11 protein-coding genes and 1 riboswitch are annotated in these 13,415 nt (G+C 64.5%); of the genes, 5 read left to right on the forward strand and 6 right to left on the reverse strand.

Annotated elements, in window-relative coordinates; translation table 11 throughout:
* Positions 1-11: 11 nt before the first annotated feature.
* Both SMD31_RS12925 and SMD31_RS12930 read right to left on the reverse strand, forming a co-directional pair.
* Positions 12-395, reverse strand: coding sequence for a PRC-barrel domain-containing protein (locus tag SMD31_RS12925; protein ID WP_320501311.1), 384 nt, complete (start codon positions 393-395; stop codon positions 12-14).
* Between the two features lie 94 nt (positions 396-489).
* Complete coding sequence (locus SMD31_RS12930; RefSeq protein ID WP_320501312.1) at positions 490-1,377, reverse strand: LysR family transcriptional regulator; 888 nt, start codon at positions 1,375-1,377, stop codon at positions 490-492.
* 104 nt (positions 1,378-1,481) lie between these two features.
* Here SMD31_RS12930 and SMD31_RS12935 point away from each other — a divergent pair, with 104 nt between their 5' ends.
* Genes SMD31_RS12935 through SMD31_RS12945 form a run of 3 tightly spaced genes read left to right on the forward strand, consistent with a single transcriptional unit; the run spans position 1,482 to position 6,293 of the window.
* Complete coding sequence (locus SMD31_RS12935) at positions 1,482-5,057, forward strand: ABC transporter ATP-binding protein (RefSeq protein ID WP_320501313.1); 3,576 nt, start codon at positions 1,482-1,484, stop codon at positions 5,055-5,057.
* 18 nt (positions 5,058-5,075) lie between these two features.
* Complete coding sequence (locus SMD31_RS12940) at positions 5,076-5,492, forward strand: META domain-containing protein (RefSeq protein WP_320501314.1); 417 nt, start codon at positions 5,076-5,078, stop codon at positions 5,490-5,492.
* Positions 5,493-5,546: 54 nt separating this feature from the next.
* A complete protein-coding gene (locus tag SMD31_RS12945; protein ID WP_320501315.1) occupies positions 5,547-6,293 on the forward strand; it encodes a cobalt-precorrin-6A reductase in 747 nt (248 codons plus the stop codon).
* Here SMD31_RS12945 and cobJ read toward each other — a convergent pair.
* The 4 genes from cobJ to cobG are packed head-to-tail and all read right to left on the reverse strand — an operon-like array spanning position 6,290 to position 10,651.
* Positions 6,290-7,993, reverse strand: a complete 1,704-nt coding sequence (gene cobJ, locus SMD31_RS12950; RefSeq protein ID WP_320501316.1) for a precorrin-3B C(17)-methyltransferase — start codon at positions 7,991-7,993, stop codon at positions 6,290-6,292. The genes SMD31_RS12945 and cobJ overlap by 4 nt on opposite strands.
* On the reverse strand, positions 7,981-8,712 hold the full coding sequence (locus tag SMD31_RS12955) for a precorrin-2 C(20)-methyltransferase (protein WP_320501317.1): 732 nt from the start codon (positions 8,710-8,712) through the stop codon (positions 7,981-7,983). Before SMD31_RS12955 ends, cobJ begins: the two co-directional genes overlap by 13 nt.
* Positions 8,709-9,335 carry a precorrin-8X methylmutase gene (locus tag SMD31_RS12960; protein WP_320501318.1) on the reverse strand — a complete coding sequence of 209 codons (627 nt, stop codon included), beginning with the start codon at positions 9,333-9,335 and terminating at the stop codon, positions 8,709-8,711. The genes SMD31_RS12955 and SMD31_RS12960 overlap by 4 nt, the downstream gene beginning before the upstream one ends.
* Positions 9,332-10,651, reverse strand: a complete 1,320-nt coding sequence (cobG, locus tag SMD31_RS12965) for a precorrin-3B synthase (protein WP_320501319.1) — start codon at positions 10,649-10,651, stop codon at positions 9,332-9,334. Before cobG ends, SMD31_RS12960 begins: the two co-directional genes overlap by 4 nt.
* 91 nt (positions 10,652-10,742) lie before the next feature.
* Positions 10,743-10,952, reverse strand: a riboswitch (cobalamin riboswitch).
* Positions 10,953-11,081: 129 nt separating this feature from the next.
* Here cobG and cbiE point away from each other — a divergent pair.
* Both cbiE and metF read left to right on the forward strand, forming a co-directional pair.
* Positions 11,082-12,293, forward strand: a complete 1,212-nt coding sequence (gene cbiE / locus SMD31_RS12970) for a precorrin-6y C5,15-methyltransferase (decarboxylating) subunit CbiE (protein WP_320501320.1) — start codon at positions 11,082-11,084, stop codon at positions 12,291-12,293.
* A 128-nt stretch (positions 12,294-12,421) separates the two neighbouring features.
* Entirely contained in the window at positions 12,422-13,354 is a 933-nt protein-coding gene (gene metF / locus SMD31_RS12975) for a methylenetetrahydrofolate reductase [NAD(P)H] (RefSeq protein ID WP_320501321.1), read from the forward strand.
* Positions 13,355-13,415 lie beyond the last annotated feature (61 nt).

Raw genomic sequence — 13,415 nt, forward strand, 5'->3', positions numbered from 1 at the left:
GACACCCATCGCTACTGCGGATAGCCTGGCGATCTGACGTCACTGTCGGTGCCTCGCCACCACGCCGCGTCGGCTTGAAGATCGGGACCGACCGGCGTCTTGCGGAGCACCTCGGCATCGATATCGACCAAGTAGCCGCCAAGGTCGACGTCATAGCGAAGAGCATTCCAGGGCAGCGCCCGACGCTCCGTGCCGATTCCCAGAAAACCACCGAATGTCACCACAGCAAAGGCGACATTGCCGGAGTGCTTGTCGATCATGAGGCTCTCGACGACGCCAAGGCTATCGCCGCGACCGTTATAGATATCGGTGCCTTGGACCTTGTCGGCGGAGATCAAGCTGCCCGTCTCGCGCTTCTTCAAGGTTTCCTGGCGATTGTCCATCTGGGGCTGCATCTGTAACTCCGCGCGTGACATTGGATACTGCCCCAACAGGCGATAGCCCGCGTTTGTTCCACGCTGGCAATATTCGGAGAAAATGTCTGGCGCATCACCGGCGGCCGGCCAGAGCGCCCTTTTGTTCCTGGAACAGGGTTACCAACTGATCCATGACGGCGCGGATGCGCGGCAGCGTCCGCAGGTCTCGGTGCACCAGCAGCCATTGGTCCGCGCCGACATCCGGCAGCAAGCCCCCCAGGCGTTGCAGCCCCGTTTCGTGATCGGCCAAGTAGCAAGGCAAGACGGCCAACCCGGCGCCGGCGATGACCGCATTGCGCAGGACCAGCCAATCGTTGACCCGAATGCGCGGGCGGCCACCTTCCAGCAACTGTCGCGTCCAGGCCTGGCCAGGCATGTAGGCATGGTCGTCGTCGAAGCCGATCCAGGTCTGCTTGCGGAGATTCTCCGGTTTGAGGTTGGGCATCTTCGTGCCGGCCCGGGCATAGATCGCGTAAGCCGCGTGGCCGAGTTTGCGGGTGACGATGCTGGCAAGATCCGGCACCTGCTCGCGGATCAACAAATCCGCCTCGCGCCGCGACAGGTTGGCCAGCGTGTGGCTCGCCGACAGTTCGAACTCGATGCACTGCAAGTTCTCCCGCAGGCGCGGCAGGTGGGCGGCGATGAAACCGGTCATGGCCTCGCCCGCAGAGATGCGCACGACGCCCTTGGCAAGATCGCTGAGGCCGGCGCTGCGCCGCTCGATCGCCTCTGCTGCTTCCTGCATTCGCCGCGTATCCGCCAGCAGATGCTCGCCCGCCGGCGTCAGCACAAAGCGGTCGGGCAGGCGGTCGAACAGACGTGCCTTCACCGATTCTTCCAGCGCCTTGACCCGCCGGGCAATGGTGGGATGGCTGACATGCAGCTTCTTGGCAGCCGAGGTCAGTTGTCCTTCTTCGGCCAGCGTCAGGAATACCCTGAGGTCGTTCCAGTCTTCGATCATCGCGGCGAACCCTGAACAAAATTGTACGACTGGTGATCCAAATTGTCGAATGGCGAACGACATTGTTCAGCATATTCTTGGCCCCGGCAAGTACGAGGGTGGTCATGCATATCGAGAAAAGACTCTGGGTATTCACGCAAGGCGTGCGCGGGCGCATTGCCTGGGCGACCGTGCTGGGTCTGGTCGCCGTCGGGTTCGGTGTGGCGCGGCTGGCGCTGCTTGGCTGGCTGATCGGTATGCTCTTCGCCGGCGTCGATGTCACGGGCCTCCTTTATCCCATCCTTGGGATTGCCGTTGTCATGGTGCTGCGCGGCGTGTTCGACTACTGGCGCATCATGGTGGCCCATGAGACGGCCGGTGCCGTGCAGAAGCGCCTGCGCCGCACCCTCTATGACCGAATCGCGGCCATGGGTCCTGGCCGTGTCCTGCAACAACGCTCCGGCGCATTGACACTTTCGTTGATCGACGGCGTCGAGCAGTTGGAGACCTATTTCGGCCAGTTCCTGCCGCAATTCCTCATCGCCCTGCTGACGCCGCTTTTGATCTTCGTCATCATCGCCTTCATCGATCTTCCCGTCGCCACGGTGATGCTGGCCTTTGGCCTTATCGCCCTCGTTGCGCCGGGCCTGTGGCACCGCTTCGATGTGCGCCGGTCGGCAGAGCGCCAGGTTTCCTATGAATCCTTTGCGGCGGAGTTCCTCGATTCCATCCAGGGCCTCGCCACGCTGAAGGCGTTCGGCCAAAGCAAGGCCCGCGCCGACAAGCTTGAACGTGAGGCCGACACCCTCTTTCGCCGCACCATGTGGGTACTGGCCACCAACGTGCTTTCGCGCGGTATCACCGACAGCGCCATCGCCTGTGGCGCCGCGGCGGCACTGGCGCTCAGTGCCTACCGCGTTGAAGAAGGCGCCCTGTCGTTGACGGCGCTGCTGGTCATATTGATGTTGGGCGTGGAGATCTATCGCCCGATGCGGGATCTGCGCTCCGTGTTGCATCAGGGCATGGTCGGGATGTCGGCAGCCCAAGGCATCTACAAGATTCTCGATGCCAAGCCCGATGTGATCGATGCGGTGTCGCCCACCAAGGCAACGCTGCGGCCGGAACTGCGCTTCGACAACGTGACCTTCCGCTATCCGGGCACAAAGCGCATCGTGCATGAGGGCCTCAGCTTTACCGTGCGGCCCGGCGAGCGGATCGGCCTGGTCGGCACGTCTGGTGGCGGCAAGTCCTCGATCGTCCGCCTGCTGCTTCGCTTCTACGATCCGGAGCGCGGGACCATCGCGCTGGGTGGCCATGATCTGCGCCACCTCACCTTCGCGCAGATACGGGGCATGATCGCGGTGGTGAACCAGGACACCTTCCTCTTTCACGGCACCGTTGCTGACAATCTGCGTATGGGAAAGGCTGCCGCCAGCCAGGCCGAAATCGAGACCGCCGCCAGGGCAGCGAATATTCACGATTTCATCGCGTCTTTGCCGCAGGGCTACGATACGCTGATTGGCGAGAAGGGCATCAAGCTCTCGGGCGGCCAGCGCCAGCGCGTCGCGATCGCCCGGGCCCTCCTGCGGGACGCGCCGATCCTGGTGCTCGACGAAGCACTTTCCGCCGTCGATGCCGAGAACGAGGCGACAATTCAGGCGGCACTCGACAAGCTGATGCAGGGCCGCACCACGCTCGTCCTCGCGCATCGCCTCTCCAGTGTCATCGGTTGCGACCGTATCCTGGTGCTTGACCAGGGACGAGTGGCGGAGGAGGGGGATCACGCGAGCCTTCTGCATCGCGGCGGCATCTATGCGCGGCTGATGGCCGAACAGGTGCAGGAAGCGACCGAGCCGCTTGATATCGATCTCGCCCCCGCGCAGACGATTGAAGCCACGGCTGCCGGTACGCCGGTCAAGCTCGTGACCGAAGGCATTCTGAAGGCCGAGGGTCTTACCTGGTTTCAGGTCATCGCCAATCTGATGCGCGTCATCATGCCGTGGAAAGGGCGCCTTGCCGTCACCTTTGTCTTTGGGGTACTGCGTGTCCTGGCCTTCATCGGCATCGGCGTGCTCTCCGCACTCGCCGTGGCGGCGCTCAAGAATGGCGGGGATTATGCACCTTATCTTTGGTGCCTTGCCGCACTCGCCCCGCTCTCAGGGGCGTTGCATTGGCTGGAATCCTGGATTGCTCATGACATGGCCTTCCGCCTGCTGGCCAAGATGCGCCTCGACATCTTCCGGAAACTCGATGCATTGGCACCCGCCTACCTGACGCGCCGCCGCACCGGCGATCTGATGGCGCTCGTGACCAATGACATCGAGCTCATCGAATATTTCTTTGCCCACACCGTGGCGCCGGCCTTCGTCGCCGTTCTTGTGCCGGCCGTCGTGCTGATCGCGCTCGGCGATGCCAGTCCTTGGCTTGCCCTGGCGCTCCTGCCGTTTCTCGCTGCCGTCGCCATGGCGCCCTTCTTTGGGCGTCATCGCTCCGACCGGCTGGCTTCGGAGGCGCGCGAGGCGGCTGGTGAGCTCGGCGCCTTCGCCATCGACAGCGTGCAGGGATTGGGCGAAATCGTCGCCTTCCAGCAGGAGGACATCCGTGGCCGACAACTCGACCGACTGTCCGACCGGCACATCCGCCTGCGCCTTCCCTTCTTCAAGGACCTCACCTTCCAGCAATCGCTGCTGGAAGTGCTGACCGGCCTTGGCGGTCTGGCGATCGTGGTGGTGGGTGGCGTCCTGGCACAGCAGGGCCGTGTCGATGCCGCTGCCTTGCCGCTGTTCTCGTTGCTCGCCATGGCGGCCTTCCTGCCGGTCTCCGAAATCGCGCAGATCGGCCGGCAACTGGCCGATACGCTGGGGGCGACGCGACGCATCTATGCGTTGATGAACGAACCGGTGCCGGTGACCGACGGTTCTGGCGTTCCCCGCAATACCCACACGCCCAAGGCAGGGCTGGTGCTGGAGAATGTCGTTTTCACCTATCCCGGCCAGGCACGTCCTGCCCTCGACGACGTCAGCATCGCCATTCCGGCCGGCAAGACCGTGGCGCTGGTCGGCACGTCGGGTGCCGGCAAGACGACGACGGCGCAGTTGCTGATGCGCTTCTGGGATCCCGATCAAGGCATCATCCGCCTCAATGGGGCGGACCTTCGCGCCTACAAGCTCGATGACCTGCGGGCCGAGATGGCACTGGTGGCGCAGGACACCTATCTCTTCAACGAATCGCTGCGCAACAATGTACTCATCGCGCGTCCTGAGGCGAGCGAGACGGAACTCGTTGCTGCCATCGAACATGCCTCGCTCACAGATCTGGTGGCGGCTCTCCCCGAGGGCCTCGATGCGCCGGTCGGCGAACGGGGCACCAGCCTGTCGGGCGGCCAGCGCCAACGCGTCGCCATCGCCCGGGCGTTTCTCAAGGACGCGCCGATCCTCATCCTCGACGAGGCAACCTCGCATCTCGATGCCGCCAACGAACAGGCCGTCCGGCGCGCGCTCGATCTGCTGCAATCCTCGCGCACCACCATCGTCATCGCCCATCGGCTCTCGACTGTGCGCAATGCCGATCTTATCATGGTGCTCGATGCGGGCCGCGTCGCCGAAATCGGTTCGCCGGCGGAACTGTTGGCGCGCGGCGGCCTCTATGCCAGGCTGGTCTCGCGCCAATTGACTGCCGGCAGGGCGCCGGCCGCGCAGTGATGTGAAACGGAGGCCGCCATGACGATCCGCGCAATTCTCGCTTCGGCCTTGATGGCGCCAAGCCTGATGCTGGCTGCTTGTGCCGGCGGCGCGTCGTCCGAAACGCAGATCATGGGGGTCACCTGGGTCGCCGACGAAATTGGCGGCACGCCGGTTCTGCCTGACAGCGAGGTAACGCTGACATTCAACCCGGACGGCCGCTCCGGTGGCAAGGGTGGCTGCAACACCTATGGCGCCGGATATCAGCGCAACGGCAACGCCTTGACCTTCGAGCAGGCGATGTCGACGCAGATGTTCTGCGCACCGGATGCGCTGATGGCCCAGGAGCATGCCTATCTCAATCTATTGCCGCAGGTCACAGGGTTCGAGCGCAGCGGCGACAAGCTGACGTTGAACACGCCCGCCAAATCCATCCTGTTTCACGCCAAACCGTAACGGCCGCCTTGCCAGCGGCCCGAACTCCCGGCATGGTCCGGCCGGGAGAGCGAGATGAGCGGTGCGGACAGGATTCTGATTTTGGGCGGCACGGGGGAGGGCATCGCTCTCGCTTCGGCTCTCACATCGCTGCCCGGCCGCCGCGTTATATCTTCGCTCGCCGGCCGCGTCGCCAACCCCAAATTGCCGCCGGGTGAGGTGCGTATCGGCGGCTTCGGCGGTGTCGAAGGTCTCGCCGCTTATCTGCGCGAGAACAAGATCCGCGCCGTGATCGATGCAACCCATCCCTTTGCGCGCCGCATGGGTTGGAATGCGGCGGCCGCGTCGCAGACCACAAACACGCCGTTGCTTCGCTTTGAACGGCCCGCCTGGATGCCCCAGCCAGGCGATCATTGGATCGACGTGGCTGATTGGGACGAGGCGGTCAATGTTTTGCGCGGCAAGGCGCGCCGGGTGTTCCTCGCCTTGGGCCGGCAGGAGTTGGCGCCCTTCACCGCTCTCAAGGATATCGCCTTCGTCATTCGCGCGGTCGACGCGCCGGATGCCGATCTCGCCTTTGCCGATGCCGAGATCGTGCTGGCACGCGGCCCCTTCAAGCTGGCGGACGAGCGGGTGCTGCTGCAGTCGCGCGGCATCGATCATTTGGTGTGCAAGAACAGCGGCGGCGATGCGACCGATGCCAAGCTGCAGGCCGCCCGCGAACTTGGCGTCACCGTCATCATGCAACGCCGCCCGCCACGGCCCGATGTGCCCAAGGTCAGCGACGTCCAGGCCGCTGTCGATTGGGTGAGATCCCTTTAAGCCGGCTTCGTCCCGTACCAGCGCGGGGTATAGACCCAGGCGCTGCCATCGGGCTTTGCGATGGCCCGCGTCATGGATGAGCCCACAATGACGACCGTGCGGCTGTCTACCATCTCCGTGGTGAGTTCGCCCAGCGTGGTATGACCGATCTTTTCGTCCGGCCGGCCGACATCGCGCCCCAGCACGACCAGCGTCTCAGGCGCCCGGTACTGGCGCAACAGATCCAATGCCTCGCCCAATTGCCAGGGCCGCGCCTTGGAAATGGGATTGTAGAGGGCCATGGCAAAGTCACCCTCCGCGGCATGGCGGAGGCGATCGAGAATTGTCGCCCAGGGTTTCAGATTGTCAGAAAGCGAGATGACGCAGAAATCATGGCCGAGCGGTGCGCCGATCTTTGCCGCCGCCGCCATCGCCGCCGAGACACCGGGCAGGATAGCAAGGTCGACGCCGTGCCATTCCGGCTTGTCCGTATCGTCCAGGGCTTCCAGCACGGCGGCAGCCATCGCAAAGACGCCAGGATCGCCTGAGGAGACGATCACGACCGAGCGCCCGCTCGCTGCCAGTTCGAAGCCATGGCGCGCGCGGGCCAGTTCCTCGCGGTTGTCGCTCCCGTGCACGATCTGGTCGGGGCGCAAGGGGCCGGCCATCTTCACATAGGTCTCGTAGCCCAGGATGTCCTGGGCCTGGTCAATCTCGCGCCGCACGGCCGGCACCATCATTGCCGCCGCGCCCGGGCCGAGGCCGACAACGGCCAAGCGCCCGCGCTTGCGCCCGATGGGTGTCACTTCTGCCGGTGTCTCGGCGACGCCAATCGCCAGTTGCTCAATGGTCACGGACAAGGCGGGTGAGGGAACGGCGGCCAGCACCAGTTCCTCGGCCGAGCGCGCCGCGACGAAGCGCACGGGCAGGCCCAGCGCAGCTGCCGCAGTGGCGACATGCGGATCGGCAAAATCATCCTCGCGCGCCAGCAGCAGCGCCAGGGAATGAATCGATAACTGCGTCTGTGCCAAAGCCCGGCGGATCACATCCGCGAGGTCCGGTTGCGGCCGACCGATGCCGATAACGATGCTGCGCGGATGAAACAGCAACTCATTCTCGCCCGGCGCCACGTCCTGATGCGTGATCCGTGCGGTGAGCGTGCCGTCATCGGCGATGGGCAGGTTAGCATCGGCGAACCAGGGCGCCTCGCCTTCCACCCGCATCTTGGCCCCCGCCAGCAGATCGGCAATGAAGGTCTTGCCCGCCGCAGGGTTGCGCAGCACATAACCGTCGGGTGGGTTGATGAGACAGGTGCCGAAGCGGATCTCGCCGGTCGTGGTGATCGCCGGCACGGTACCCAGGGCCGCGCCGATTTCACGCGCCAGCACATTGACGCCGCTCAGGCCCCCCAGCAGCGGTACGACAGCACTGCCGTCTTCAGCCACAGCGAGAACCGGCGGTTCCGCGCGCTTGTTCTGCAACAAGGGACTGAGCGAGCGGATGACGATGCCGGCAGCGCACAGGGCGATGATCGGCCGTCCCGCCTCGTATAGTCCGCGCAAGGTCTCGCCGAATTCTTCGAACGGAATGTCGGCGCCCTCGACGCGGGATTTAAGGCCATAAACTTCCGCGCCGGGCAACGCCGCCTGGATGCGCCGCGCGGTGGGCAGCGAGCGCGCACCCAGGATCAAAATAGCCGGCGCATCGTTCACGACTGCCATTTCTTGCCCGGCACCAGCACGATGGAGAAATAAGGGGCGCTTTTGGGATCGACCTCGGCCAACGGCACGATCTTCTGGTTGCCCATGGTGGCGCGTTCGACATAAAGCGCGCGGTCGCCGAGCCCCAGATCCATCACGACCTTGCGCACCTTTTCGAAATTGGTGCCGAGCTTCATGATGGCCGCCGCTTCGAGATCAGAGAGGCGCCGCTTCAGCTCTTCCTCCGGCAGCACGCCGGACAGGATGCCGAGGTTCTGGTTGCGATAGACCAGGGGGGCACCCAGCACAGATGCGGCAGCCAGCACCGAGCACACACCGGGCACGACTTCCGTCTCGTAGCGGGTCGCCAACCGGTCGTGGATATACATGAACGAGCCGTAGAAGAACGGATCGCCTTCGCAGATGACAGCCACGTCGCGCCCGGCATCGAGATGCGCTGCGACCTGCTCCGCCGACTGGTCATAGAAATCGCTGACCAGCGTCTCGTAGCTGAGATGCGCCGGCAGCTTTTCCGTCGTCACCGGATAGATCAGCGCCATGGTCTGCTGTTCCGGCTTCAGGAAGGTCTCGACGATGGTAAGAGCGTTGCCTTTCTTCCCCTTGGCAGCGAGATAGGCGACGACGGGTGCCTGCTGCAACAGACGCAGAGCCTTGATCGTCATCAATTCCGGATCGCCCGGGCCGACGCCCAGACCATACAAACGTCCCTTGGCCATCATTCGCGCTCCGTTGCCAAGGCGTTGACCGCAGCTGCCGCCATGGCGCTGCCGCCACGCCGCCCGCGAATGATGACGAAGGGCACGCCGCGGCTGTTTTCGGCCAGCATCTCTTTCGATTCCGCGGCGCCCACGAAGCCGACGGGAAACCCTAAGATCAGCGCTGGTTTCGGTGCGCCTTCGTCCAGCATTTCGAGAAGGCGGAACAGCACGGTCGGTGCATTGCCGATGGCAACGACGGCGCCGCCCATCCTGTCGCGCCAGAATTCAAGTGCAGCGGCCGAGCGCGTGTTGCCGAGGTCTTGCGCCATCTGCGGCACGCGCGGATCGTTCAAGGTGCAGATCACCTCGTTATCGGCGGGGAGGCGCGATCGCGTGACACCATCCGCCACCATGCGGCAATCGGCGAGGATCGGCGCGCCGTCGGCGAGGGCCTTGCGCCCGGCATCACCAGCACCGGTGGAGAAGCGCAAATCCGGCACGACATCGACCATGCCGGAGGCATGTGCCACGCGCACGGCGAGTTTTTCGAGATCGGCCGGAATGCCGGCAAGATCGGCTTCCCGGCGAATGATGGAAAAGGATTGGCGATAGATTTCCTGCCCATCGCGCTCGTAATTGATCATGCCTTCTCTCTTTGCATCAGCAGCCTGGCTGCCTGTTCGATAGTGACGTCATGGCCCAGAAGCTCGCCCAAACCCGTCTTTGCCGTGTCGCCCACCGGCGCGTCGGATTGGGCAAAGACATCGTAATGGCCAGGCCGCAACCCCAACAGGGTGTAGGGGGCGGGGCGGGGTGCGGCGCAGGATTTGGCACAGCCGGTGAGGTGGATGCCAAAGACAGGCTGTCCCCAACCATCGATCTCGTTGGCGAGGTGCCGCGCATCGGCCTTGGTGTCAGCGAGGCCGGACTTGCAGCCGGCACTGCCGGCACAGGTCAACGTCGCCGCCAGCGTGCGGTCGGGCCGCGTGATGAAGTCCAGCTCTTCCAGGGCAGCGACGGCCTCTTCCAGCGCGTCTTCTGTCATGGAGGGCAGCATCACGCTCTGCCAGGGGGTGAGGCGGATCTCGCTGCCGGAAAATCGGTGAGCGAGGTCGGCAAGGCCCAGCATCATCTCCTGGCCGAGGCGACCCAGAAGTGGCACGGCGCCCAGGATGAACCGCCCATCCGCTTGGCGCCTGGCGCCGATGTGGCCTTGCGGCATCGCTGCCGCGCGCTGCCAAGCGTCTGCGGGCGTCACCCGGCAAGTTAGGCGCGCGGCGAGGTCTGCCGGTGTTTCATCCACCAGCAAATGCCGCATGCGGGTGATCTTGTCACCCTTGGCGTTGAGCTGGCCGATCTTCGCCGTGAAGTGATCGAGCAACGTGAACAACGCAGCCTCGGCATCGCCGCTCGCAACCGCTCCGGCGGTGCGCTCGCCCGGCACCCCGGCAAAGCCGAAGGCAAAGCGCCCGTCCGCCATCGCCGACAGCCAGATATCGTTGGGGTGCTGCAGCATGGCGATTTCTTCGCCGCCATCGATCTGGATCGAAAATTTGGGTGACAGCACGTGATAGTGCGTCTCGTTCTCCAAACGCGCGAGCACCCGGCGCGCGAGATCGCTGACATCGAAAATGGCATTGGGGTCGAGACCAATGAAAGGGCTCACCATCACATTGCGCACATCGTCGGCGCCGCTGCTCTTGGGCGCCAATCCGGCATCGACCAAGCCGGCGATCAGCGCGTCATCGGCGCCGTCATGGACGCCACGGATCTGCACATTGGCACGGTTGGTGACTTCGATTTCCGGCAATCCATGAGCCGCGGCAAGCTTCGCCAGCGCCCGCATCTGCGCAGCGTTCAGCCGGCCGAACGGCAGCTTGATGCGACAGATGCCGCCATCTTGCGAGGGCACGATGCGGTAAAGGCCCGGACAGGCGAAACGGCGATCACTCTGGATCAAATCGGCACCGGCAAAAACCGTTGCGGCGAATGGGTACGGACCAAGTCTGATCCCACCACAGCATCGATACGCCCCGACCGATGCATCCAACCACAACCCCGTGTTACCGGCAGGTTTCCTGGCTTCGCGGGTCAGGGCCGTCGTCGCAGCCTTCCCGGACCCCTTGGGGCCAGTGGCTCGTTGCAACAGGCTCGCCGCGTACAGTTGCGGGGGCAGCCACGGCTGGTTCCGGTCCATTTGGGCCATCGCCTCCCGTGTTCCCTTTTATGCCCCGAAGGGCACCGGTAACGGCCCCGTTCTATAGGAGCGTGGGACCCCGCGAAAGCGGATTCTCCCGTGGTTTGGCGTCGCGGGCACGCTTGCTCATCCCTTGCCGATGTCCTATTGGAAGCCGGGAAGCAGCCTTTTTTCCAACGAGATAGACGCGAAGATGGCAACCTGGCTCACCGTCATCGGTATCGGCGAAGACGGCCTCGATGGCCTCGGCGCGGCCGCGCGCGCGGCCTTGAGTGACGCTGCCATCGTGTTTGGTGGCAACCGGCATCTCGGCATGCTGCCGGACAGCTTCAAGGCCGAACGCCGTCCCTGGCCGAGCCCGTTTTCGGACGCTTTCGACGCGGTTCTGGCACTGCGCGGGCAGAAGGTCGCCATTCTCGCCAGCGGCGATCCGATGTTTTACGGCATGGGGGCGAGCCTCAGCCGACAACTCTCGGCTGATGAGATGCGGGTGATCTCAGCCCCGTCCTCCGTCTCGCTCGCGGCGGCGCGCATGGGCTGGGCCCTGCAAGATGTGTGTGTCGTCACCATTCATGGCCGGCCGATCCATCACGTCAATCGGGCCCTCCATGATGGCGCGCGTCTGATCGTGCTGAGCGAGGACGGCTTTTCCGCACAGGCGGTTGCGGCATTGCTGACCGCGCGCGGCTTCGGGCCCAGCCGCATCACGGTCTTCGAACACCTTGGCGGACCGAAGGAAAAGCGTATCGACGGCATCGCCGAGAGCTGGCGGGCAGGGGAGAACGCGGCGCTCAATCTGCTGGCGATCGACTGCAGGGCGGGGCCCCAGGCGCAAGCCTTTCCGGCCCTCGCCGGCCTGCCTGACGAGGCGTTCCAGAATGACGGCCAACTCACCAAGCGCGACGTGCGCGCCGTAACCTTGGCGCGTCTTGCGCCGCTGCCTGGTGAACTGCTGTGGGATGTCGGTGCCGGCTGTGGCTCGATCTCGATCGAATGGATGCGCAGCCACCCCAGCTGCCGTGCCATCGCGATCGAAGAAAACGATGGCCGCCAGCAATTCATCCGCGCCAATGCCGATCATCTCGGCGTACCCAACCTCGACCTCGTCGCTGGGGCGGCGCCGGCAGCACTCGCGGGACTTGCCCAACCAGACGCCATTTTCATCGGCGGCGGCGTGACCGAGCCAGGTGTCATCGAGGCCTGCTGGGCGGCCCTCAAACCCGGGGGGCGCCTCGTCGCCAATGCCGTGACGGTGCAAAGCGAGGTTCTGCTGATCTCCTGGCAGGAGAAGATCGGCGGCGAGCTCACCCGGATCGCCGTCTCCCAGGCCAAGCCGCTCGGCGGCTTCGATGCCTGGCGCGCGGCTTTGCCGGTCACCATTTTCTGCGCGTTTAAGCCTAACTAGCTGACAAATAACGGATTGTCGGCCAGAACAATACGTTCGTACAAATAACATAAAGATATACTTATATCTCGTTTCTGTTATCCTGTGCGGCATTGCGCCTCACCCAACCCGCGAGGGCCCGGATGAACATGATCGAGGAACCGCTGCCCCAGCCGTCGCCCATCGGCGGCACCCGGACGGAACGCTCCGGCCGCGCGCTCAATCTTGCCGTCAGCTTCGAATTCTTCCCGCCGCGCCAGGCCGAGGCTGTGCCCGCCTTCTGGGCAGCGGCTGATGATCTGGCGGCGCTCGCCCCGCGCTTCGTCTCAGTCACTTATGGTGCCGGCGGGTCGACCCGCGACCAGACCCGTGATCTGGTGCGCAGCATCCAGGCTCGCTGCGGCGTGGCGGCGGCCGCCCACCTCACCTGCGTCGGCGGCAGCCGTGCCGAGATCGACGCCATTGCCGACGCCTATTGGCAGGCAGGCATCCACCGTCTCGTGGCCTTGCGCGGTGATCCGGCGGGTGGCATCGGGGCGTGTTACCAGCCGACAGCCGATGGTTACGCTTACGCCGACAGCCTGGTCGCGGGCCTTGCGCGCCTGCATCCCTTCGACATCAGCGTCGCCGCCTACCCCGAGACGCATCCGCAGGCCAAGGACGCCCAGGCCGATCTCGACCATTTGAAGCGGAAGATCGATGCCGGTGCCACGCGCGCCATCACCCAGTTCTTTTTCGACAATGATTGCTTCAAGCGCTTCCAGGATCGCGCGGCGCGCGCCGGTATCAATGTGCCGATCGTGCCGGGCATCCTGCCCATCCGCAATTTCCAGAAAGTGGCGGCGATGGCCGAAGGCTGCGGGACCCACGTGCCAGCCGATCTTCGCGCGCGCTTCGATGCTGTGGCCGAGGACGCAAGCGGGTGCCGGCAATTGGCTTTTGAGACAGCGCTGAAGCAATGCGAGGGCCTGCGTCGCGCCGGCGTCGACCATTTCCACTTCTACACGCTGAACCAGGCCGATCTTGCGCGCGATATCTGCGCCGAACTCGGGCTCGTCTCACCGCTCGAAGGATACCGCTGAAGCGGGATGGACTTGGCCCTCCCAACCTGATTTCATCCAGCCTTCCAATACAAATGAAAAA

The organism is Dongia rigui (assembly GCF_034044635.1).
In the GTDB taxonomy this organism is placed as follows: domain Bacteria; phylum Pseudomonadota; class Alphaproteobacteria; order Dongiales; family Dongiaceae; genus Dongia; species Dongia rigui.